The 23,650-nt window shown below is 64.3% G+C and carries 17 protein-coding genes; 8 read left to right on the forward strand and 9 right to left on the reverse strand.

Annotated features, from left to right (window positions below; genetic code table 11):
• Positions 1-3: 3 nt before the first annotated feature.
• Complete coding sequence (ppsA, locus tag ACIPK7_RS24550; protein ID WP_401090750.1) at positions 4-2,373, reverse strand: phosphoenolpyruvate synthase; 2,370 nt, start codon at positions 2,371-2,373, stop codon at positions 4-6.
• Positions 2,374-2,539: 166 nt separating this feature from the next.
• Here ppsA and ACIPK7_RS24555 point away from each other — a divergent pair, with 166 nt between their 5' ends.
• The 6 genes from ACIPK7_RS24555 to ACIPK7_RS24580 all read left to right on the forward strand — a co-directional run bounded on the left by ACIPK7_RS24555 (position 2,540) and on the right by ACIPK7_RS24580 (position 9,398).
• Entirely contained in the window at positions 2,540-3,358 is an 819-nt protein-coding gene (locus ACIPK7_RS24555; protein ID WP_017516884.1) for a pyruvate, water dikinase regulatory protein, read from the forward strand.
• Between the two features lie 154 nt (positions 3,359-3,512).
• The gene (locus ACIPK7_RS24560; RefSeq protein WP_401090752.1) at positions 3,513-5,141 is read left to right on the forward strand and encodes a DUF3300 domain-containing protein; all 1,629 of its coding nucleotides are present in this window, start codon (positions 3,513-3,515) and stop codon (positions 5,139-5,141) included.
• A 10-nt stretch (positions 5,142-5,151) separates the two neighbouring features.
• Positions 5,152-6,045, forward strand: coding sequence for a DUF2950 domain-containing protein (locus ACIPK7_RS24565; protein ID WP_192433734.1), 894 nt, complete (start codon positions 5,152-5,154; stop codon positions 6,043-6,045).
• Positions 6,046-6,328: 283 nt separating this feature from the next.
• Complete coding sequence (locus tag ACIPK7_RS24570) at positions 6,329-6,871, forward strand: ATP-dependent zinc protease (RefSeq protein WP_081520578.1); 543 nt, start codon at positions 6,329-6,331, stop codon at positions 6,869-6,871.
• A gap of 4 nt (positions 6,872-6,875) precedes the next feature.
• Positions 6,876-8,408 (forward strand): inactive transglutaminase family protein, encoded by a 1,533-nt coding sequence (locus ACIPK7_RS24575; RefSeq protein WP_401090755.1) that lies wholly within the window; start codon positions 6,876-6,878, stop codon positions 8,406-8,408.
• 3 nt (positions 8,409-8,411) lie between these two features.
• Positions 8,412-9,398 carry an alpha-L-glutamate ligase-like protein gene (locus ACIPK7_RS24580; RefSeq protein WP_024765708.1) on the forward strand — a complete coding sequence of 329 codons (987 nt, stop codon included), beginning with the start codon at positions 8,412-8,414 and terminating at the stop codon, positions 9,396-9,398.
• A 157-nt stretch (positions 9,399-9,555) separates the two neighbouring features.
• On the opposite strand, the gene ACIPK7_RS24585 is transcribed toward ACIPK7_RS24580, so the two are convergent.
• The 7 genes from ACIPK7_RS24585 to ACIPK7_RS24615 form a co-directional block, all read right to left on the reverse strand.
• Positions 9,556-10,740 carry a MalM family protein gene (locus ACIPK7_RS24585; protein WP_401090757.1) on the reverse strand — a complete coding sequence of 395 codons (1,185 nt, stop codon included), beginning with the start codon at positions 10,738-10,740 and terminating at the stop codon, positions 9,556-9,558.
• Between the two features lie 10 nt (positions 10,741-10,750).
• Entirely contained in the window at positions 10,751-12,349 is a 1,599-nt protein-coding gene (locus ACIPK7_RS24590) for an outer membrane protein transport protein (protein WP_401090759.1), read from the reverse strand.
• Between the two features lie 18 nt (positions 12,350-12,367).
• The gene (locus tag ACIPK7_RS24595) at positions 12,368-13,372 is read right to left on the reverse strand and encodes a transporter (protein ID WP_081520583.1); all 1,005 of its coding nucleotides are present in this window, start codon (positions 13,370-13,372) and stop codon (positions 12,368-12,370) included.
• A 48-nt stretch (positions 13,373-13,420) separates the two neighbouring features.
• Positions 13,421-14,182 carry a C39 family peptidase gene (locus tag ACIPK7_RS24600; RefSeq protein ID WP_081520584.1) on the reverse strand — a complete coding sequence of 254 codons (762 nt, stop codon included), beginning with the start codon at positions 14,180-14,182 and terminating at the stop codon, positions 13,421-13,423.
• A 90-nt stretch (positions 14,183-14,272) separates the two neighbouring features.
• Positions 14,273-14,728: a DUF6160 family protein gene (locus tag ACIPK7_RS24605; RefSeq protein ID WP_017516894.1), complete on the reverse strand. Its 456-nt coding sequence runs from the start codon at positions 14,726-14,728 to the stop codon at positions 14,273-14,275.
• Between the two features lie 231 nt (positions 14,729-14,959).
• The gene (locus tag ACIPK7_RS24610; protein ID WP_401090761.1) at positions 14,960-17,683 is read right to left on the reverse strand and encodes a LuxR C-terminal-related transcriptional regulator; all 2,724 of its coding nucleotides are present in this window, start codon (positions 17,681-17,683) and stop codon (positions 14,960-14,962) included.
• Between the two features lies 1 nt (position 17,684).
• The gene (locus ACIPK7_RS24615) at positions 17,685-20,393 is read right to left on the reverse strand and encodes a LuxR C-terminal-related transcriptional regulator (protein ID WP_401090763.1); all 2,709 of its coding nucleotides are present in this window, start codon (positions 20,391-20,393) and stop codon (positions 17,685-17,687) included.
• A gap of 162 nt (positions 20,394-20,555) precedes the next feature.
• Here ACIPK7_RS24615 and pabB point away from each other — a divergent pair, with 162 nt between their 5' ends.
• Positions 20,556-21,899, forward strand: coding sequence for an aminodeoxychorismate synthase component I (gene pabB, locus ACIPK7_RS24620; protein ID WP_401090765.1), 1,344 nt, complete (start codon positions 20,556-20,558; stop codon positions 21,897-21,899).
• A gap of 166 nt (positions 21,900-22,065) precedes the next feature.
• Here pabB and thrH read toward each other — a convergent pair whose 3' ends face one another.
• Entirely contained in the window at positions 22,066-22,683 is a 618-nt protein-coding gene (gene thrH / locus ACIPK7_RS24625; protein ID WP_024765701.1) for a bifunctional phosphoserine phosphatase/homoserine phosphotransferase ThrH, read from the reverse strand.
• Between the two features lie 189 nt (positions 22,684-22,872).
• Between thrH and ACIPK7_RS24630 the strand changes: the two genes are divergently transcribed.
• A complete protein-coding gene (locus ACIPK7_RS24630; protein ID WP_192433752.1) occupies positions 22,873-23,607 on the forward strand; it encodes a phosphoadenylyl-sulfate reductase in 735 nt (244 codons plus the stop codon).
• Positions 23,608-23,650 lie beyond the last annotated feature (43 nt).

Below are 23,650 nucleotides of genomic sequence, written 5' to 3' on the forward strand. Positions count from 1 at the left end.
CCGTCAGGACTGGCCTTCGGCGAGGAAGAACCAGGTGTCGAGGACCGAGTCGGGGTTCAGCGACACGCTCTCGATACCCTGCTCCATCAGCCACTTGGCGAGGTCCGGGTGGTCCGACGGGCCCTGGCCGCAGATGCCGATGTACTTGCCGGCGCGGTTGCACGCCTGAATGGCATTGGACAGCAGCTTCTTCACCGCCGGGTTACGTTCGTCGAACAGGTGCGCGACGATGCCCGAGTCACGGTCCAGGCCCAGGGTCAGTTGAGTCAGGTCGTTGGAGCCGATGGAGAAGCCGTCGAAGAACTCGAGGAACTCGTCAGCCAGCAGGGCGTTGGACGGCAGCTCGCACATCATGATGACGCGCAGGCCGTTCTCGCCACGCTTGAGGCCGTTGGTGGCCAGCAGGTCGACGACCTGGGAGGCTTCGCCGAGGGTACGGACGAACGGCACCATCAGTTCGACGTTGGTCAGGCCCATCTCGTTGCGGACCTTCTTCATCGCGCGGCATTCGAGCTCGAAGCAGTCGCGGAAGGACTCGCTGATGTAGCGCGAGGCGCCACGGAAGCCGAGCATCGGGTTCTCTTCTTCCGGCTCGTAGAGCTTGCCGCCGATCAGGTTGGCGTATTCGTTGGACTTGAAGTCCGACAGACGCACGATGACCTTCTTCGGCCAGAAAGCGGCGGCCAGGGTGCTGACGCCCTCGACCAGCTTCTCGACGTAGAAGCCGACCGGATCGTCGTAGCCAGCGATGCGCTTCTCGACGCTTTCCTTGATGTCCGCCGGCAGGCTGGCGAAGTTCAGCAGCGCCTTGGGGTGCACGCCGATCATGCGGTTGATGATGAATTCCAGGCGGGCCAGGCCCACACCTTCGTTCGGCAGTTGCGCGAAGTCGAAGGCGCGATCCGGGTTGCCGACGTTCATCATGATCTTGAACGGCAGGTCGGGCATGGCGTCGACCGAGTTCTGGCGGACGTCGAAGCCCAGTTCGCCTTCGTAGATCAGGCCGGTATCGCCTTCGGCGCAGGAGACGGTCACGCGCTGGCCATCCTTCAGCGCCGCGGTGGCGTTGCCACAGCCGACGACTGCCGGGATGCCCAGTTCACGGGCGATGATCGCAGCGTGGCAGGTACGGCCGCCACGGTTGGTGACGATGGCGCTGGCGCGCTTCATCACGGGTTCCCAGTCCGGGTCGGTCATGTCGGAGACCAGCACGTCGCCCGGCTGGACCTTGTCCATTTCGGAAACGTCGTGGATCACCTTCACCGGGCCGGCGCCGATGCGCTGGCCGATGGCGCGGCCTTCGACCAGGACCTTGCCTTTTTCCTTGAGCAGGTAGCGCTCCATCACGTTGGCGCTGGAACGGCTCTTAACGGTTTCCGGACGGGCCTGCACGATGTACAGCTTGCCGTCGTCACCATCCTTGGCCCACTCGATGTCCATCGGACGCTCGTAGTGCTTCTCGATGATCAGGGCTTGCTTGGCCAGCTCGGTCACTTCGGCGTCGGACAGGGCGAAGCGGGCGCGATCGGCCTTCTCCACGTCGACCACCTTGACCGATTTGCCGGCCTTGGCTTCGTCGCCGTAGATCATCTTGATCGCCTTGCTGCCCAGGTTGCGACGCAGGATGGCCGGGCGGCCGGCTTCCAGGGTCGGCTTGTGGACGTAGAATTCGTCGGGGTTCACCGCGCCCTGCACCACGGTCTCGCCAAGGCCGTAGGCGCCGGTGATGAACACCACGTCACGGAAACCGGACTCGGTGTCCAGGGTGAACATCACGCCGGCAGTGCCGGTTTCCGAGCGGACCATGCGCTGCACGCCGGCGGACAGGGCGACCAGTTTGTGGTCGAAGCCCTGGTGCACGCGGTAGGCGATGGCACGGTCGTTGAATAGGGAGGCGAAGACTTCCTTGGCCGCGCGGATCACGTTGTCCACGCCGCGGATGTTCAGGAAGGTCTCCTGCTGGCCGGCAAAGGACGCATCCGGCAGGTCTTCGGCGGTGGCGGAGGAACGCACGGCCACGGCCATGTTGTCGTTGCTGCCAGCCATCTCGGCGAAGGCCTTGCGAATTTCAGCATCCAGACGCTCGGGGAACTCGGCGTCCATCACCCACTGGCGGATCTGCGCGCCGGTCTTGGCCAGGGCATTGACGTCGTCCACGTCCAGGGCGTCGAGGGCCGCGTGAATGCGATCGTTCAGGCCGCTCTGCTCGAGGAAGTCACGGTAGGCCTGGGCGGTAGTGGCGAAGCCACCCGGTACGGAAACGCCGGCATCGGCGAGGTTGCTGATCATTTCGCCCAGGGATGCGTTCTTGCCCCCCACATGTTCGACATCATGGACGCCGAGCTTATCGAGGGAAACTACGTACTCTACCAAGGTGATCTCTCCACTAAGTGTTGGAAAAGGTCATACAAGTCGGCGCGGCCCCACCCTGTCTGGCCGGAGCCGGAAAAATGGGTGAGAATGCCCCGGCAAAGGGCCTTGCAAACGCGGGGCCTATCATAACCAGGATTCGATCCTACCTATAAGGCCCGCAGCGCACATGAAACGAACTGCATTCTTCATTTCCGACGGCACCGGCATCACTGCCGAAACCCTCGGCCAGAGCCTTCTGGCGCAGTTCGAGAACATCAACTTCACCAAACTGACACGACCTTACATCGATACCGAAGAAAAGGCGCGCGTCATGGTACAGCAAATCAACCGGGCTGCGGAGGCAGACGGGGCAAGACCGATCATCTTCGATACCATCGTCAATCGTGAGATCCGTTCGGTCCTGGCGCAATCCAACGGTTTCATGATTGACATCTTCTCGACCTTTTTGTCCCCGCTCGAGCAAGAATTATCCTCAGACTCGTCGTATTCCGTCGGAAAATCCCACAGCATCGGCCATAACCCGCACTACATGGAGCGGATCGATGCGGTGAACTTCGCCCTCGACAACGACGACGGCGCCCGCACCCACTACTACGACAAGGCCGACCTGATCCTGGTCGGCGTCTCGCGCTGCGGCAAGACACCCACCTGCCTCTATATGGCCCTGCAATACGGCATCCGCGCGGCGAACTACCCGCTGACCGAAGAAGACATGGAGCGCCTGCAACTGCCCAACGCGCTCAAGCCCTACAAGCACAAGCTGTTCGGCCTGACCATCGATCCGGACCGGCTCACCGCCATCCGCCACGAGCGCAAGCCCAACAGCCGCTACGCCAGCTTCGCCCAGTGCGAATTCGAGGTTCGCGAGGTGGAGAACCTGTTCCGCCGCGAGAACATCGCCTACATCAACTCGACGCATTTCTCGGTGGAGGAGATCTCCGCCAAGATTCTCGTCGAGAAAGGCGTCGAGCGCCGGCTAAAGTAACCGTCCACCGCGTAAAAATCCCCCAACCGACGGCCGGCATCACCGGCCGTTCGACTTTCTGCAGCCTTTCATTCGGGCGCCTATCATTCTCTGAACCCGCGTTTTACCCGTGGCAGTTTTCACGGATCGGGCATTCCCGGCACAGGAGAGCGCCATGCGAGAATGTCAGTACCTGATTCTGGTCGCCTTGTTGGCATTGACGGGTTGCGACTCGGGCGACAAGCCCGTCGCCAAGACCGCCACGGCCGCCACACCACCCTCCAGCCCGCCCGCCGCGACAGCGCCTCCTCCGCCAGCGCCCCCTGCCCCGCCTCCAGCCGCCGCCCCGGCCGCGCCCGCTGCCGCGCCCTCGCAGGCGGTGTTCAGCGTCGAGGAACTGGACCAGATGCTCGCGCCGCTGGCGCTGTATCCCGATTCGCTGCTGGCCCAGGTGCTGATGGCCACCACCTACCCCGGTAACGTGGCCGACGCCGCAGCCTGGTCGAAGGCCAATCCCAAGGCGGTAGGCGATGACGCGGTGAAACAGGTCGCCAACCAACCCTGGGACCCCAGCGTCCAGTCGCTGGTCGCCTTCCCCCTGGTGCTCGCCACGCTGGGGCAGGACCCGGCCTGGGTGCAACGCGTCGGCGATGCCTTCCTCGCCCAGCCCGATGCGGTGATGGATTCCATCCAGCGCCTGCGTCGTCAGGCCCAGGCCGCCGGCAACCTGCAGTCGAACGAGCAGCAGACCGTGACCATCAAGCCGGCCGCCCAGCCGGCACCGGCGCAGCCCGCTTCCGGTGGAGACACCGTAGTAGTGCAGCAACCGGCAGCGGCGCAAACGATCATCATCGAGCCCGCCAATCCGCAAGTGGTCTACGTGCCCAGCTACAACCCCACGCAGGTCTACGGATCCTGGCCCTATCCCGCCAGCCCGCCTGTCTATTACCCACCGCCGCCCGAATACCCGGTGGCCACGGCGCTGGCCACCGGCCTTGCGTTCGGCGCTGGCGTCGCCATCGTCGGCTCGCTGTGGGGTGACTGCGACTGGGACGACCATGACATCGACGTCGATGTGGAGCATTACAACAACTTCAACAGCAACCGGAACGTGAACCGGAATGTAAACCGAGACTTCACCGGGAACGTCAACGGCAACCGGGCAAAGTGGCAGCACAACCCGACCTACCGCAACGGAGTGCCCTACCGCGACTCTGCCAGCCGCGCGCAGTACAACCGCCGGCTGGCCGGAAGCGAGCAGCGCGATGCCCTGCGCGGGTTCGACTCGACGCGCACCCAGGAACGCGCGAAGGCCAGGGAAAGCCTGAGCCAACGCGGCATTGCCCCACCGGCGCAAAACAACGCCCAGGCCCGCGAGCGCGCCCAGGCGGCGACCCGCGACCTGCGGGACAACCCGCAAGCCCAGCAGCGTCTGCAGCAAGGCAACCGAGACAACGCCCAAGCCCGTGATCGGGCGCAGGCCGCCACCCGCGAGCTGAACCGCACGCAGGAAAACCGCCAGCGCGCTCAGAACCAGGTGCAGAACCGCAGCAACCAGGCACAGCAACGGCCGCGGACTCAGAACAACCAGCAGATCCGTGAACAGGCGCGCCAGCAGCATGCCCGCACCCAGGCCCCGCGCAACAATGCCTTTGCCGGCGCCAACAATCCCAGACAGTCCCGCGAAGTTGCCAACCGCGGCCAAGTCAGTCGCGCCGCAGCCAGCCGCCCGCAGGCTGCCCGCGCCGGCCACACCGTCCAACGTCCTGCCCGCGCGCCCTCCGGCGGCGGCCGGCGCCGCTAGGAGACGAGCCATGCCCATCGCATCGCGCCTGCTGGCGCTCGCCCTCCTCGCCGCCCTGCCCGCCAGCCTGCTGGCCCAGGACAGCTTCCCCACCCCCGACGCGGCCGCCGACGCCTTCATTGCCGCGCTCGGCACCGAAAAGGCCGACCCCGAACGCCTGGCCGCCCTGCTGGGCAAGGACTGGCAGAGCTATATACCGACCGCCGGCATCGACCGGGATGAAGTGGACGCCTTCCTCGCCCACTACAAGGACAAGCACCAGATCGAGAAAGACAACCCGCACCTCGCCCACCTGGTCGTCGGCAACGATCCCTGGACCCTGCCCCTGCCGATCGTCCACGACAAGAACGGCTGGGCCTTCAATGCCAAGGCTGGCGGCGAAGAAATCCGCATTCGCCGCATCGGCCGCAACGAGGAGTCGACCCTGGAAGCCGTGCAGGCGTACCACGATGCGCAGATGGACTACGCCGAGGTCGACCGCAACGGCGACGGCGTCCTGGAATACGCGCAGAAGTTCGTCAGCAGCGACGGGCACCATGACGGTCTGTACTGGCCGGAGGAAGACGGCGGCGAGGAAAGCCCGCTCGGCCCGCTGTTCGGCGACGACCTGCCGGGCGACGGCTGGCATGGCTACCACTACCGCATCCTCACCGCCCAGGGCCCCTCGGCCCCCGGTGGCGCCTACGACTACAAGATCGGCGGCAGGATGACCCGCGGCTTCGCCCTGATCGCCTGGCCGGTGAAGTACGGCGACAGCGGCGTGATGAGCTTCATGATCAGCCACGACGGCGAGATCTTCTCCAAGAACCTCGGCCCGGAGAGCGACAAGATCGCCAAGAAGATGAGCCGTTTCGACCCGGACAGCAGTTGGACCGAGGTCACCACCGAGGAGGAAAAGCCCTGAGTGACTGAACCCGTCCGACTGTCCGGCGGTCGGACGGGTTCTGGCAGAGCCCGTCGCTCGCCCGGCACTCGACGGGCGCGCAAGGCCCCGTCATACGCCTGAAACAAATACCCTGCCAACGCGCCAACCGACTGTCGCCAGCGAAAAACCACATGGTAGAATTCGGCGCGCTATTGCCTGGCGTCACCAGGCCACGCCGGCCGGCATGCCGGCCACAGCTATTTGGGGTGACGACCGGGGCGTTTCTTTTCAAGGCTTTGCGGCCACTCACTCATCAAGGCCCATGAGACTCAAGCCCACTGCCCTGCTCCTTTTCCTGAGCATCTTCCTGCTTCCCGGCATCAGCGCAGCTGCCGGCAAGACCGTCTATGGCCTGAACGAGTACGCCCGGATCAACGACCTGGACATCGAGCTCGCCGCCAAGCTCGACACCGGGGCCAAGACCGCCTCCCTCAGTGCCCGCGACATCAAGCGCTTCAAGCGCGATGGCGAGACCTGGGTGCGTTTCTACCTGGCCACCGACACCGCCGACAGCCAGCCGATCGAGAAACCCCTGGCGCGCATCAGCAAGATCAAGCGCCGCCACGGCGACTACGACCCCGACGAAGGCAAGGCCTACACCGCGCGTCCGGTCATCGAGCTTCAGCTGTGCATGGGCAAGGCCCTGCGCACCATCGAAGTGAACCTTACCGACCGCAGCGCCTTCCAATACCCGCTTCTGATCGGCTCCGACGCGCTCAAGCGCTTCGGCGCCCTGGTCGACCCGAGCCTGAAATACGCTGCCGGCAAGCCCGGCTGCCAACCCGTAGCGAAACCTGCCGAGTAATCCCATGCGCTCTCTTACCCTGCATCTGAAGGTCCTGATCGCCATCCTGCTGACGCTGGGCGTCGCGATCACCGCCTACCAGATCTTCGTCCTCGGCATTCCCATGACCGAGGCCGAGACCGACGACCTGTGGAACATCGACGCCAAGGTCGAGTTCGTCGCCACGCCGAAGACTCCGGTGAAGGTGCAGATGTTCGTGCCGCCGTTGGCCCAGGATTACGTCAGCCTCAACGAGAGCTTCGTCTCCAACAACTACGGTGTGGGCATCAACCGCTCCGACGGCAACCGCAAGGTGACCTGGTCCTCGCGCCGCGCCAACGGCCAGCAGACCCTCTACTACCGCCTGGTGCTGACCAAGCGCTATGCCGGCGCCACCGAGAAGGCCAAGGAAAAGGGCCCGATCTTCCGCGACAGCCTGCCCCTGGAAGGCCCGGACAAGATCGCCGCCGAAGCCCTGATCGCGCCCATCCGCCAGCACTCTGCGGACGTCGAGACCTTCGTCAGCGAAGCCATCAAGCGCGCCAACAACCTCAACGATGACAACGTGAAACTGCTGCTGGCCGGCGACACCAGCCTGGACAAGCGTTCCCACGTGGTCGAAACCCTGCTCGCGGTGGCCCACGTGCCGCTGGAGCGCGTGCACACCATCCGCCTGGTCGCCAATCAGCCGCAGCAGCCCGAACTCTGGCTGCGCAGCTACAACGGCAAGGAATGGCTGTACTTCAACCCGGAAACCGGCGAGCGCGGCCTGCCCAACGATCGCCTGATCTGGTGGCTGGGTGACGAGAGCCTGCTGTCCATCGAAGGTGGCAAGAAGGCCCAGGTCAGCTTCAGCCTCAACAGCAGCGAGATGAACGCCATCCGCCTGGCCAAGCTGTCGGACGAGAACACCGACGCGGCCTTCCTCGAGTACTCGCTCTACGGCCTGCCGCTGTCCACCCAGCAGACCTTCCAGATCATGATCATGATCCCGTTCGGCGTGCTGGTGATCCTGATCCTGCGCAACCTGATCGGCCTGCAGACTCTGGGCACCTTCACCCCGGTACTGATCGCCCTCGCCTTCCGCGAGACCGGCCTGCAATGGGGTATCGGCCTGTTCACCGTGATCACCGCGCTGGGCCTGTCGCTGCGCTCGTACCTGGAACACCTGAAGCTCCAGATGCTGCCGCGCCTGTCGGTGGTATTGACCTTCGTGGTGGTGATGATCGCCGCCATCAGCCTGCTCAGCCACAAGCTCGGCTTCGAGAGCGGCCTGTCGGTCGCCCTGTTCCCGATGGTGATCCTGACCATGAGCATCGAACGCCTGTCGATCACCTGGGAAGAGCGCGGCGCCGCCCACGCCATGAAGGCCGCCATCGGCACCCTGTTCGCCGCCGCCCTGGCGCACATCCTGATGCGCGTCCCGGAGCTGGTGTACTTCGTGTTCACCTTCCCGGCCGTGCTGCTGATTCTGGTGTCGTTCATGCTGGCGATGGGTCGCTACCGCGGTTACCGCCTGACCGAACTGTTCCGCTTCAAAGCCTTCCTCAAGGACTAAGCCATGTTCGGCCTGATCAAGCGATGGAAAGCCCTGGAAGCCAAAGGCATCATGGGCATCAACCGACGCAACGCGGACTACGTGCTCAAGTACAACCAGCGGCACCTGTATCCGATCGTCGACGACAAGATCATCACCAAGCAGCGCGCCATCGAGGCGGGCATCCACGTACCCGAAATGTACGGGATCATCTCCACCGAGAAGGAGATCGAACGCCTGCCGGAAATCATCGGCGAGCGCAGCGACTTCGTGATCAAGCCGGCGCAGGGCGCCGGCGGCGATGGCATCCTGGTGATCGCCGACCGCTTCGAGGAGCGCTACAAGACGGTCTCCGGGCGAATCATCAGCCATGAGGAAATCGAGCACCAGCTGTCGAGCATCCTCACAGGCCTGTACTCCCTGGGCGGCCACCGCGACCGCGCGCTGATCGAGTACCGCGTGACCCCGGACCAGATTTTCAAGAGCATCAGCTACGAAGGCGTGCCGGACATCCGCATCATCGTGCTGATGGGCTACCCGGTGATGGCGATGCTGCGTCTGCCGACCCGCCAGTCCAACGGCAAGGCCAACCTGCACCAGGGCGCCATCGGCGTGGGTGTAGACCTGGCCACCGGCCTGACCCTGCGCGGCACCTGGCTGAACAACAAGATCAGCAAGCACCCGGACACCACCAACGCAGTGGACGGCGTACAGCTGCCCAACTGGGACGGCTTCATGAAACTCGCCGCCGGCTGCTACGAGTTGTGCGGCCTGGGCTACATCGGCGTGGACATGGTTCTGGACCAGGACAAGGGCCCGCTGATCCTTGAGCTCAACGCCCGCCCCGGCCTGAACATCCAGATCGCCAACGACTGCGGCCTGACCCTGCGCACCCATGCCGTCGAGGCGCATATCGCCGAGCTGGAAGCCAAGGGCGTGAAGGAAACCGTGGAAGAGCGCGTGCGCTTCTCCCAGCAGCTCTTCGGCCACGTGCATCCGAAGGAAGTCTGAGGCGCCCTGCCCCACAAAAAAAAGCCCGGCATTCGCCGGGCTTTTTCATTCACGCTCACTCAGGCTGTGGCGCGTAGGGCGCATAACGCCAACGGCGTTATGCGCCGTGAAGGCTGGCGGATAACCCGTTCCGGGTTATCCGCCCTACGGAACGACTTCAGCGCACTACGGCCAACTCGAACCCACCCTGATCGCCGTGCTCGCGCACCTTCATCCCCGCCTCGTTCACCGCCAGGTCTTCCAGCGGGCGCTTGTAAGGCTTGTTGTCGAGGGTCTGCAGGCTGCGGTCCTCGTCGGTGGTCAGCAGCAGCACGTAGCGCTCCCCCTGGTTGGCGCGCACCGGGATAGTCCCTTCGATGAAGGCATAGCGGTACCAGGTCTCCGGGTTGAGCTTGTACACCGCATCGCTCACCAGTCGCGTCGGGCGCTTCTGCTCGTCGAGGAACAGCAGCGACGGGTAGACCACCTGGTGGTTGGCGAAGCTGCGCACGCGCAAGCCGTAGACGTGCTGTGAGCTGGGCAGCTTCATCGCCACGAAGTAGCTCTTGCCCATGGGGAAGTCGAAGCTCGGCGAGAACTTGTTCAGCTCCTCGTAGCGGGGCTCCTCCACCGACAGCTCGGTGAAGTCACCGTCGCCCATCTGGTCGCAGCAGCGCCGCTGCAGGTCGACGTAGAGGTCGTCCAGGGTCTTGCCGCTGCCCTTGAGCAGCGCCTTCATGGCATCAGTCTGCTCGCCCATGCCGTCGAGCCCCGGCAAATTGTTCGACCGCCCTTTCAGGTCGATCTGCCGGCCTTCGGTGAAGGCGATATTGCTGCCGCCCTGTTCGCCGCGGCGGAACATCGCCCCCCGCTGTTCCGCAGTGATCGGCGAGTTGCGCACCTGGCCCTTGTCATCGACCCAGGTGAAGTACGGGTTGCCGTTCTCACTGCGGACGAAACCGCGGTCCTCATAGGATTCCGCGTCGATGTACTCGGAAGAGTGATCACCGTTGGGCAGCACGTAATCGGCGCGACCGGGTGCGACCTGGCCAGCGGCGTAGAAGCTGTTCTGCAGGTTGCCCTGGGCGTCCACCCAGGTGAAGTAGCGGCGCTTGCTCTCCCCCGCCGGCCGGCTGCCAGGCCACTGGGTGGCGCTGAGGTCGATCAGTCGCGCGCGGTCGCTCTGGTCGATGCGCCTGTCCGCCTGGCGCTGCTGTTGGGCGTAGTTGGCGTCGACGAAGGTGTTATGCACCTGGCCGCTGTCGTCGATCCACGACAGGTAGCGGCCGCTGGCAGCCTGCGCCGATGCGCTCGCCACGCCGACGGCGGCGAAGCAGGAAATCAGGAGGGTCAGCCTGCTCATGTTGTTGCCCTCAGAAGGTGGTGCGGTAAGTCATGGCGAACACGTAGGCCTTTACCGTGGTGCTGACGTCGAGGCCGGCATAGGGGTTGTACACCAGGTTGTCGATGCCGGTGCAGTTCAGGTTGCAACTGGTGCCCGCCTTGATGCTCTGCTTGGAGACGAAGTAGTTGAAGCCCAGGTCGATCACCGTGTCCTTGTCCCACTGATAGCCCAGGCCCAGGCCGTAGAGATCGGCATCGCCGATGGGCACCAGGGCGTCGGCCTTGTCCTTGGGGATCGCCGAGGGACGGTACTCATACCCGGCGCGCAGTTGCAGGCGGTCGTTGACGTCGTACTGCACGCCCATGGCATAGCTCCAGGTGTCCTGGTAGCCGCGGTCGAGGATGATGCTGTGGTCGGTGGCGCCGTTGGGCGCAAAGTTCTTGGCGATGCGCAGCAGGTCCAGCTCCTTGTCGAACTCGATTTCCAGGTTGTTCCAGTCGCTGTAGTCGGTCCACTTCAGGTCGAAGTTGAACTGCCACTTGTCGAACGGGCGCACCTTGATACCGGTGGAGAAGCTGTCCGGGTTGACCATGTTCAGCGTCGCCACGCCGTGCTCTTCCTCGGCATTACCGTAGGGGAACAGCGGGCTGAGGAAGGCGCCGAAGATCGAGTTCTGCATGCCGGACCAGAAGCCCTGCCAGTCCTTGGTGTAGTCGACGCGGTACTTGCCCTTGAGGTGCATGCGCGACTCGCTCTGGTAGGTCGCGCCCCAGGCCAGCCAGTCGTAGGGTTCCCAGAGCACGCCCAGGTTGAAGCTCGGCGAGAGGGTCTGCTGCATGTCCAGCTTGAGGTTGGCCAGCGAGTCGTAGGGACCGATGCGGCCGCCGCAGACGTTGAACACCAGCTCGACGATCTCCTGCGCACCCGGCACGCAGGTGGTGTCGTGCAGGGTCTGCAGCAGGCCGGTGAGCAGGCCCGGGTTGCGGAAGTCGGTATCCAGCGCCATCGCCTGGTGGGAGAAGCCGATGCTCAGGCCCACCGACAGGTCGTCGTTGACCTCGTAGCCCACCGAGGGTGAGAAGTAGGTGATGCGCTGCAGCGAGACGCGGCGGCCTTCGTAGCGTGCCGGGTCGCTGTCGGAGTCGCGCGAATAGCCCAGCGCCTGGGGCGCGTAGACGTTGGTGGCGAAGGTGAACTTGGAGCCCGGCGGGTTGATCGACAGGCCGGCCAGTGGCGCCACCAGCAGCGGCATGTCGGTCATGCCGCCGAGGCCCGGCAGGTACATGGTCGGAGTCAGGGTACGGCTGTTCTCACCGGCCACCGGGTCGTCGTCCAGGCCGAAGGAGGACGAACCATAGTCCGGCGGCGCCTTGAAACCGGCGCGGATATCCATGACCCCGGTGATCAGCTTGAGCTGGGTCTGGCGGCCCTTGAGCTTGGTCAGGGCAGCAGGGTTGTAGTGCACCGCGTCGATGCCGGTGGAGTCGGCCGTGACCGCGTTGGCCATGGCCATGGCCTTGGGGTTGCCGATGGTCAGGTCGTTGGCGAGCTGGGCGTTGGCGAGCGTCGCCCAGCCAAACCCTACCCCTGCCATCGCCACCGCGAGGGGCGAAATGCGCATAGTCATGTGGTAGTCGCTCGTCGGTTACTGGGCTTTGAGGCCTTGGATATCCAGGGGAAGGGAAACCCCCAGCAGTACATCCGGCGAGTCTTCGGTCAGACCGAAACCGGCGTTCACGTTGACGATGTAGTCCGGCGATGTTCGCAGGCCGAGCGAGAAGTTCATGATCGCGCTGGTCTGCTCGGGCGCCTCGACCGTGCGGTCGTTGAAGTAGTACTTGTTCTTGAACGAGTAGGCCATCTGGTAGGAGGTGGCCAGGGAAACGTCGTAGGACAGCGCGTAGGCCATACCCATGGCGAAGTTCAGCGTGTCACCCGGCACCACCTTCTCCAGCTCCTCGCCGAACTGGTTCTGGTGGATGTCATCGACCTTCATGTTGTAGGTGTAGCCCAGCGAGCCGTAGAGCACGACGGGGTCGATCACGTAGGACATGTTGGCGCCGGCGCCCAGGCTGTAGAAGCCGTTGCCGGTGGAGACGTCATCCTGCACGTTGCCCTTGTACGGGCTATCGCCGGTGGGCAGGCCGAGGGTCGCGTAGAGCGTGGTGACCGGGGCGCCGCGGCGCGCGGCCCAGGGCTGCCAGCGCAGGGTGGCGGAGACGTCGCCCAGGCTGTAGGCATGGATGTCGCGCTCGGTGTCGTACTTGGCCACGAACGGCAGGCGCATGCTGAAGGTCAGGTTGTCCCAGATGCCATAGTCGAAGGTGAACGAGTTGGTGAAGGTGTGTTGCGCCTCGCTCTGGGCCAGCACGCTGTAGACGTTCTCGCCACTGCGCACGGCCTGCAGGCGGGTGTCGCGCATCAGGGTGTAGTCGAAGCCGTAGGTCAGCTGGCGCTCACCTTTCTTGAGCAGGGTGTAGCTCTTCTCGGCGGCCTGGAATACCTGCTCCAGCGCCTTGGCGCTGTCGGCGTCGGTATCCTTCTTGGCCAGCGCATCACGCGCGTCTTCGGTTGTCGCTTCTTCGGCGATGGTGCTGGTACTTGCCAGCAAGGCCAGAGCGGCAACGCACGCAAACCCCTTGAAATCCATGTTGCTATCCCCTGGTCTTGTTCTTATTCGTATGGGCCGATCGGGCGATCACTTGCGCCGGATGTACTGGACATCTCCGTTCGTGGCGGCTGTGCCAATCTGGTTCTGGGTGACCTTGCTCATCTCCGGGAACTCGCGGAAAGCCAGCAGGCTCACGGTCCGGTCGTCCACCAGGCGCATGTCGGCCTCCTTCAGCTCCAGGGCGTTCCTGGGCTCCTGGCCGCTGGGGTAGATCACGAAGAGCACGTTCTGGTCCCAGATTTCCTCGAAACGGGCGCGGGTGAAACTGATGTTGCCCAAGGCAGGATCGGCAACGAAGACGTGGTCGTTGTAGACGTCGCGGACCACGACGAAATGCTTGAAGCCGGCATAGTGGATCGGCACCAGCGCCGGGTGTTCGAGCGAGTCCAGGTCGGAGAACTCGGCACGGAAGCCGCCACTCTTGTAGCCGAGTGCGGCGGCATAGCGCTTCATGTCCAGAAGCGAGAATCCACGGCGCTGGACGATCTTGTCGGCCTCGCCGTACTTGATCAGGCCTTCCATGACCTGACGTTCTTCCAGGTTGCGGCCCAGGTAGTAGTCCAGCAGCGTGGTCAGCGCCGCCGAGCCGCAGCTGTAGTCGTAGGCCTGGCGGATGACGTTGCGGAACTGCACCTGGCTCATCGGCTCGAGCTGGACCGACTCACGGAAGGGACCGTTGGGCGTGAGCGGCTGCGAGATGTTCACTGTGCCCTGCTGTTGCGGCTTGGTATCCACGGCCTGGGTAAAACCGAACAGGCCCAGCAGGCTTCCCAGCAGAATCTCGAACATCCCACCCCTCGCTTCAAATTCTGGAAGTCATTCCTGGAAGACCCTCGCCGGCAGGCGCCGGCAAGGGGTACTGCGCTTCAACCTTCGGGATCAGTGACCCCAGACCTTCACGGTCGAACCGGCGAGGTTCAGGTTGGAAACGGTCAGCGAACCAATGCTGGCGCCGCCGGTGCCTACCTTGACGGCGTCGATGGTGACGTCACCGGTCACGGTGGGCAGGCCGATGGCCAGTTGCTCGGTGGCTACGGCGGTGCCGCCGCCAACCGGAGTGATGTTGGTTTTCACCACGTCGACGGTCATCGGCGCGTTGTCGGCGATGGTCACGCTCGGCAGGTGGATACCCTGCAGGACCAGGGAACCGCCGTTGGTGTCGGCGTCCTTGTAGGTGACAGCGCCAATGGAGGCGTTGAAGGTACCGGAAATGCTGATGCCATCCTGGCCGGTGATACCGGACAGTGCAGCGTCATCCATGGATTTCATGTCGGCATGTGCCAGGAACGGAGCGGCCAGAACTGCGCTTGCAAGAACCAGTTGCTTGATTTTCATTGTTATAACTCTCCAGTGTTCAGGTGGGGTTGCCCCAGGCACTGCAAGGGGCGTCCTACCCCGCTGCAGGTTGACCGGCTGCTGCCGATCTTCCAGACCCCCGACTTCTTCCTTAGGCGCCGCGGGTATGGATTCGTGAAGCACGAAGCTTCTCGTCCTGGTCTCCAAGCTACTGACCCGCCGTGAACCTGCCAGCCCATCCAAGGGATGGCGCAAAACCAACCTTCCGACTCAAGCTTCGCTGAGCAGTCCCAGACTCTTCCCCTTGAGTACCGCCTGGGTGCGGCTGCGCACGCCGAGCTTGGCGAACAGGTTGTGCAGATGCCACTTGATGGTGGCCTCCGACAGATGCACCGCCTGGGCGATATCCCGGTTCGACAAACCCGCCGCCACGAGCCGCAGGATTTCCCGCTCGCGATGGCTAACATCTTGATTTTCATCGAAACTTTCAGGGTCTACAGAGAGCCTGCGGCACTGTTCGCGAAGCATCTCGGCCACCCCTTGCCAGGCCGATGCGCGCTTGGGTTCGGCGCCTTTCCAGGCCTCCCAGAGCGGCAGTAGCCACAGGGCGTCGTCCTGGAACAGGCGCCGGTAACCCAGGTTCCAGGCTTCCTCGAGGGTGGGGGCGAACAGAGCGAAGGCTTTTTCGCTGTTACCTTTCTGCCAATACGCCACAGAAAGTAACAGCGAAAGACGCAGCCGCCGGTCGCGCTGATAGGGCGAGGTAAAGCCCGCCAGGCACGATTCCAGACGCTGCTGCGCACGTTCGGCGTGGCGCTCGGAAAGCGCCAGGCGCGCCTCCGCCATCACCAGCGCCGCGTGGGCATCGGCGTAGCGTTCGGCGTTGAGCCCTGACAGGTGCCGCGCCAGTTGCAGACACACGCGCTCGGCCTCGTTGGGCCGGCGCATCCACAGCAGCAGCTGCACCTTGCAGCTCATGGCCAGCGCATGCACCCGCTCGTAGCCCGGCGACTGCAGGCCAACCAGCCATTCGTCGAGCTGGGCCAACCCTTGTTCGGCCTCACCAGCGAAGAATCGCGCCTTGGCCATCACCAACTGGCCACGACTGATCAGCTCCACCGGTGTGGCAACGTCGCGCCAGGTGGTGGCCAGCGGCAGTTCGGCAAGGATCGCCGCGTGACGATCCTGCTCGTACAGCAGGTCCGCATAGGCCAGGGACAGCGGCCCACCGACCCGGCTGCGCCGGCCGAAGACCCGCTCCACGCGGCTGCGCGCACTCTCGGCAATGGTCCGGCCGCGCTCCAGCTCACCGCGTTCCTTGCAGATCAGCGCCTCGATCATGCTGACGACGACCTGCAGGTATTCGCTGTCGGCCATGCGCAGGCAATCGCGGGCGACACCGATAGCGTTCGCCGCTTCGGCGTAGTCACCCAGCAGCGCATAGGCCGCCGCCTGGATGCACGACAGGCTGGCGCGGAACACCGGCTGGTTGCCTGGCACCAGCGCCAGCCACTGGCGCGCCACCTTCAGGCAGGCCTCCAGCTTGTCCTGGTAGAGCAGCACCAGCGCCTTGAGCACCTGGGCCACGGCGAGCAATTCGGCCATGCCGAAGTGGCGCACCTTGCCCTGCCCCTGCAGCAACCGGACGCTGAGCTCTTCGATCAGCGCCTCGGCCTCGGCGAACTTCTGCTCGAAGGCCAGTTGCCAGGCGTAGAAGATCTGGAACACCGGGTGCTCGCGGATCACCTCGGCGGGAATGCTGCTGAGCATGCCGAGGATGCCGTAGACGCGGTTGCCGGCGATCAGCTTGGCGCCCTGGCGCTCCAGCAGGTCGGCGGCGAAGGCGTAGTCGCGGGCGCGCAGGGCGTACTTGATCGCACGGTCGGCCATGTCGCGGCCCTCGCACCAGCGCGCGGCGGCGTGCAACAGCGGCGTCGGGTCGGCGTTGCGCGCCAGGCGGCCCTGGAGGAACTCGGCGAACAGGTGGTGGTAACGGAACCACTCGCGCTGGTCGTCCAAGGGAATGATGAACAACTGCTCGTTCTGCAGCCGCATCAGCATGTCCAGGCCATCGCGGCGCCCGGTCAGGGCGTTGCACAGCTCGGCGCAGAATTCGTCGAGCACCGAGGTCTGGTCGAGGAACTGCTGCAGCGGTTCGGGCAGGCTGCGCAACACATCCTCGGCGAGGTAATCGGCGAGGTCGCGCTCGGTGCCGGAGAGCCCCTTGAGCAGCGCCGCGCGGTCCGGGTTGCGCGCCAGCGCCAGGGCGGCGAGGTGCAGCGCCGTGATCCAACCCTCGGTGCGTTTGTGCAGCAGCTTGAGCTCGCTGTCGTTCAGCGCCAGGCCCTTGAGTCCGGTGAGGAATGTGTCGGTTTCCTCGCGGGTCAGGCGCAAGTCGTCGCCGCTCAGGCAGAAGGCCCAGGGCGCCAGGCCCGGTTCGTCGACCAGGAAGCGCGGGCGATAGCGGGTGCTGGTGACCAGGCGGATGTTGTCCGGCAGGTGCTCGATCAGGTAACGCGCGCCGTGCGCCAGCGCCGGGTGGCGGATCTGGTGGAAATCGTCGAGCAGCAGGTAGATTGGTCCGTCGAGGCGGCGCAGGTCTGAAAGGAAGGCGTCGATGATGCCTTCCAACGGCAGGGTCATATCAGACTGCAGCAGGTTCGAGGTGTTGGTGCCGAAATCCGCCTCGACGCTGCGGATGCTCGCCACCAGGTACTGCACCAGACGCTGCGGTTCGCTGTCGCCCTCGTCGCAGGACATCCAGGCAACCCGCGCGCCACCCTCCAGCAGACGCTGGCGGAACAGGCTGAGAATGGTGCTCTTGCCGAACCCGGCCGGCGCACTGAGGATCAGCACGCGCTGCTGGCGGTTGGCGTACAGGCGGTCGATCAGGGCGCGGCGCGGCAACAGCGAATCGCTGTCGGTGCGCGGCGGGAACAGTTTGGTGCGCAGCAGCGGTAAGGGTTGCTGCGGCAGTGTGGTCAGGGTCGTCATGTCAGAGCAGACTCAGCTCGCGGGCACGGCGTATCGCTTGGGTCCGATTGCGCACCTTGAGCTTCTCGTAGATGTTGTGCAGGTGCCATTTGACGGTGCCCAGGGCCAGCGACAGCTGCTGGCCGATCTCCTCGTTGGAGAGTCCCTGGGCCGCCAGGCATACCACTTCGCGCTCGCGGTCGGTCAGACCTTCTTCGAGCACTTCGGGGGACCTGCGTGCTTCCTGCCCCGGCCAGACGGTCAACATTCCGCGAATGAAGACCTGCAGCGCCGGTTGTCGCTCGGTGGATTCCAGTTGCTGCAGCAACTGGCGAATCCCCTCGCCTTCCTCGATGAAAATGCTCCGCACCCCTTCCCGCTCGGCGCCGACCAGGCATTGTCCGAGCAGGCTGTGGGAACGTTCCTGGTAACCCAGGCGCTGGTAGCTCAGGGCCGCCAGCAGATCCAGGCGCAGCCGTTGCAGGCCGTGCCAGCCCGGCTGCAGCATGCCGCGCAGCTGGGTGATTTCGTGCAGCGCCTCGCTGAAGTGCCCGCGCGCCTGGAGCAGGCGCACGCGGCTGATGCCCTGCACCCAGAGCACCGGGTTGAACGGCATCTGCTTGTAGTGACTGGCGAGCTTCGCCCAGTCGATCGCCTTTAGCCGCTGCTCGGCGCGCTTGCAGCGGTCGGTGGCGGTCTCCTGGAGGATCAGGTTGATCTCCTCGCCCACCGCCATGGCGAAGAAGCGCCAGGACTGGTTGCGCGAAGCCAGGGTCTGCATCAGCCCGAGGGTGGCCAGCGCCTCCTTGCCGCGCCCCTGCAGGCGCTGGATGCGCGCCAGGCACTGCATGCCCTGGGCATAGAGGTCGATCGGGTTGACCACGTCGACCCGGCCCAGCGCCCAGCGCAGGCGCTCTTCCAGGCCATCCAGCTCGGTGCGGTAATAGGCCGTCAGCGCTTCGGCGATGGCCGGCAGCGCGAGAGCCTGCGAGCGCTTGTCGAACAGCGGCATGGCCTGCTCGCGCACGCGCTCGATGAGCATCTGCGCCTGTTTGACCTGGCCCTGCTCCAGCGCCAGCACCACCTCGATGGTGCATTGCTGCATGTGCAGATAGCGGCCGTCGAGGAAGTGGTTGCGCTGCTGCGCCAACCCCATCAGGCGACGCGCTTGTTCAGCCTGGCCACGCACGACCTGAGCGAAAGCTCCGATCAGCAGAATCGCGCCCTCGAGGAACGCCGAGTTCTGCCCCAACTGACTCTCCACCTTGCGCGCCAGGGTGATGCACTGTTCGAGGTCATCTTTCTGCAGCGCCAGCACGGCTTTAACCGCCAGCGCCGAAAGGTACTGGTTACCCATCGGGCCGCTGCCGCGTGCGTCGCCCCAGCGCGCCAGCAACTCGTCGATCATACGGTTGGCTTCGGGAAGGCTGAGCTCGGTGGCGCGGGTCCAGACGTCGCTGAGCACGAGGATCGGGTAGCGCTCGGCGATCTCGTTCGGCACGTGCTTGCGCCAGCGCGAGATCAGGTAGAGCTGGCCACGGTTGATCAGCTCCAGGCCGCAGCCATCGACCAGCGCGGCGAGCATCTCCGGGTCTTCGGCGAGGCAGGCGTGCTCGATGGCCAGGGTCGGCATGTGGTGGTTGGTGAACCACAGGCTGGCGTTGAAGTGCAGTTGCTTGAAGCGCTCCGGATCACGCTCGCGCAGGCGGGCGCGGAGGAAGTCGGCGAACAGCTGGTGGAAGCGGTACCACTGGCGGTCGCGGTCCAGCGGCAGGAGGAACAGCTGCATGCTGTCCAGGTGCTCCAGCAACGCCTGGCCGTCCTGGCGACCGGTCAGGGTGTTGGCCAGGTCGCCGTTCAGGCGATTGGCAATCCCCAGGGACAGCAGCGCGCCCTGCACATCGGCCGGCAGACGTTCGAACACCGCGCGCAGCAGGTAATCCCCGACCGCTGCCTTGTCGTTGCTGAGCAGCTTGAGGTCTTCCGGAGCGCCCGGCTGCTGACGCAACCACAGGCTGACCAGGTGAACCCCCGCCATCCAACCTTCGGTCTGGTTGTGCAACGACTGCAGGCAGCTATCTTCGAGTTGCAGGCCATCGCGGGCCAGGTATTCACGGGTTTCGTCGCGGGACAGGCGCAACTCGTCCTGGCCGATTTCCAGCAGCAGGCCCTTGGCCCGCCAGGTGGCGAGGTTCAGCGGCGGCTGGGAGCGGCTGCCGATGGCCAGGGTGAGGCCAGGCGGCGCGTACTGCACCAGGCGATTGAGGCCGGCGAAGACATCGGAATGGGTGATCTCATGCAGGTCGTCGAGTACCAGCAGGACCTTGCGCTCGTCGCGGGAGAGGTCCATCAGCAGGCTTTCCATGACCGCGACCACTGGCACACGCATGGTGTTGTGCACGTAGCCCAGCGCATCCTCGCCAGTGCCCGGCACGGCGGTGGCCAGGGCCTGGATAAGCTTCAGGCAGAAACGGCCGGGATCGTCGTCGTCGCTCTCCAGGGAAAGCCAGGCGACCTTGTGGCCTTCGCTTGCACGCTTGCCGGCCAACGCCGCCAACGCAGTGGTCTTGCCGAAGCCGGCGGGCGCCGAGAACGACAGTATCGAGGCATAAGGATGTCGGTCCAGGGCATTCTGGACCTCGGGACGAATCAAATAATCAGCAGGCACCCGAGGGGGTGTTAATCTGGAGCGCAGAAGGCTGCCGGCTGCGGGCTCGAGCACTACATCCACGGCCTGTATCCCTATGTCATTATCGTTGTTGGTACGGAGCACTGTCCGCGTGGGATTCGTCACTTCTTATCAGAATGCTTTTCCTACGTAAACTGAAGAAATAGCTCTAGGATCGACACTTCAGCCGACCTGATCACCTCATTTGCCTGCACGCTGTTACCCATGCCTGACTGTTTTTTGCACCCGCTTCCCTACCAGGAAGACCCGGGCGAACGCTTCGCCCTGATTCATCGGGCACCCGGCGCCGTACTCCTGGACGCTGGTAGACCCATTGCCACACGTGGACGCTATGACCTTCTGAGCGCCTGGCCATTGGCAGAACTGGCACCAACCGCCGACGAATCGGCCAAGCGCTTTTTCGCCCGCGCAAGAGCCGCCCTGCAGAGCCTGGGCGAGGCAAAAGTCCCGGACAACCACCAATTGCCATTCGTCGGCGGAATGATCGGTTATCTCGGTTATGACTTCGGCCGGCGGGTCGAGCATTTGCCCGTGCCGAACCTCGACGACCTCGCCTTGCCCGACGCCCGCCTGGGCCTGTACGCCTGGGCGCTGATTACCGATCACGAGAAACTCAGCAGCCAGTTGGTTTTCCACCCGTCACTGGCGACGAGCGAGCGAGAGCGTCTGATCGCGCTGTTCGAGAACGCCTCTGACGATGAAGCGTTAACGCCCTTCCAGCTTTCCGCTCCCTTCCGTCCCGACCTCAGCCGCGAGCAGTACCGCGAAGCGCTGGAGCGGGTGCACCGCTACATCCTCGCCGGCGACTGCTACCAGGTGAACTACACGCAGCGCTTCCGTGCCCCCTGTAATGGATCGTCCTGGTCGGCCTACCGCGCGCTGCGCGAGGCCTGTCCTACGCCTTTTGCCGGCTATATGGCTTTGCCTGAAGGCGCCGTCCTCAGCCTATCGCCGGAGCGCTTCATCCAGCTCCACGGCAAGCAGGTGGAAACCCGCCCGATCAAGGGCACCCGCCCGCGCGGCGACACGCCCGAGGCCGACCAGGCCAACGCCGACGCCCTGCTCGCCAGCGAGAAGGACCGTGCCGAGAACCTGATGATCGTCGACCTGCTGCGCAACGACCTGGGCCGCAGTTGCCGACCCGGCAGCGTGCGCGTGCCCGAGTTGTTCGCGGTGGAGACTTACCCCAACGTCCACCACCTGGTCAGCAGCGTGCGTGGCGAACTGGCAGACGGCAAGGACGCGTTCGACCTACTCGAAGGCAGCTTCCCCGGCGGCTCCATCACCGGCGCACCGAAGGTCCGCGCCATGCAGATCATCGACGAGCTGGAGCCGACCCAGCGCAGCATCTACTGCGGCAGCCTGCTCTACCTCGACGTGCGTGGCGAAATGGACAGCTCCATCGCCATCCGCACCGTGCTGGTCAAGGACGGCCATGCGAGCTGCTGGGCCGGCGGCGGCATCGTCGCCGACTCGAATTGGGAAGAGGAATACGAGGAATCGCTGACCAAGGTGGGCGTGCTGCTGCGGACCCTGGAAGGCCTGTGAGGCCGGGTATCTCCCTGTAGGAGCGAGCCTGCTCGCGAACAGAGTTCGCCGGCAACGTTCGAGTTGAGCGGGTTCGCGAGCAATAACGACGGCGTCCCCTCACTCCTACAAAAGCGCCCAAGATAAAAAGCCCCGCAGATGCGGGGCTTTTTCGTCACAGCCGGTGTTACAGGCTTAGCGGGCGGTTGGATGCTTTGAGGAACTCCTTCTTCAGGTCCTCATAGGTGTGCACGGCCGGGAACTGCGGGAACTCGCGAATCACGTTTTCCGGCGCGTGGAACAGAATGCCGGCGTGGGCTTCGGAGAGCATGGTGGTGTCGTTGTAGGAATCACCAGCGGCGATCACACGGTAGTACAGACTCTTGAAGGCAATGACCGACTGACGCTTCGGATCCTTCTGGCGCAGTTGGTAATCCACCACGCGATCGGTCTCGTCGGTGATCAACTTGTGGCACAGCAGGGTCGGGAAACCGAGCTGGCGCATCAGCGGCTGGGAGAACTCGTAGAAGGTGTCGGAGAGGATCACCACCTGGAAGCGCTCGCGCAGCCAGTCGACGAACTCCACCGCGCCTTCCAGCGGCTTCAGGGTGGCGATCACTTCCTGGATGTCGGACAGCTTCAGGCCGTGCTCGTCGAGGATGCGCAGACGCTGCTTCATCAGCACGTCGTAATCCGGGATGTCACGGGTCGTCGCCTTCAGCGCTTCGATACCGGTTTTTTCAGCGAAGGCGATCCAGATTTCCGGAACCAGAACCCCTTCCAGGTCGAGACAGGCGATTTCCACGAACGATTTCCCCGCAGGTTTGACTTGAGAGGCGGCACTCTAGCCGCTCGCTCCAACCCGTGCAACGCGCCACTTATACCCAAACACCACAGTCAACCTTCCTGATGGTTATTTAGGGGCATATTCCCCTCTTTGCTACCATCGCGCCCACAGAGCGCCTTGCGCCATTAAAACTAGGAATACCGCCTGATGAGCCTCCCGTTCGATATCGCGGAAATCGCCGCGAGCTATGCCAGTAAAGCCCCACAGGACATCCTGAAGCTTGCCTTCGAGCACTTCGGCGATGAGCTGTGGATTTCCTTCAGCGGTGCCGAGGACGTGGTACTGGTGGACATGGCCTGGAAGCTCAACAAGAACGTCAAGGTGTTCAGCCTCGACACCGGCCGCCTGCACCCGGAGACCTACCGCTTCATCGAACAGGTTCGCGAGCACTACGGCATCGCCATCGAGGTGATGACTCCGGACCCGCGTCTACTGGAGCCGTTCGTCAAGGAAAAGGGCCTGTTCAGCTTCTTCAAGGACGGCCATGGCGAGTGCTGCGGCATCCGCAAGATCGAGCCGCTCAAGCGCAAGCTGTCCACCGTGACCGCCTGGGCCACCGGCCAGCGCAAGGACCAGAGCCCCGGCACCCGCAGCCAAGTCGCCGTGGTCGAACTGGACGGCGCCTTCTCCACCCCGGAGAAACCGCTGATCAAGTTCAACCCGCTGGCGAACATGAGCAGCGAAGAGGTCTGGGCCTACATCCGCATGCTGGAAATCCCCTACAACAGCCTGCACGAGCGCGGCTTCATCAGCATCGGCTGCGAGCCGTGCACCCGCCCGGTACTGCCGAACCAGCACGAGCGAGAAGGCCGCTGGTGGTGGGAAGAAGCCACACAGAAAGAGTGCGGCCTGCACGCTGGCAATTTGATCAGCAAGGCCTGAGGTCTTACCCTTTCGCTGACGGAATATTCCCTGTCAGCCCGCA

Origin of the sequence: Pseudomonas sp. NPDC086581 (assembly GCF_044746165.1) — a bacterium.
Taxonomy (GTDB): domain Bacteria; phylum Pseudomonadota; class Gammaproteobacteria; order Pseudomonadales; family Pseudomonadaceae; genus Pseudomonas.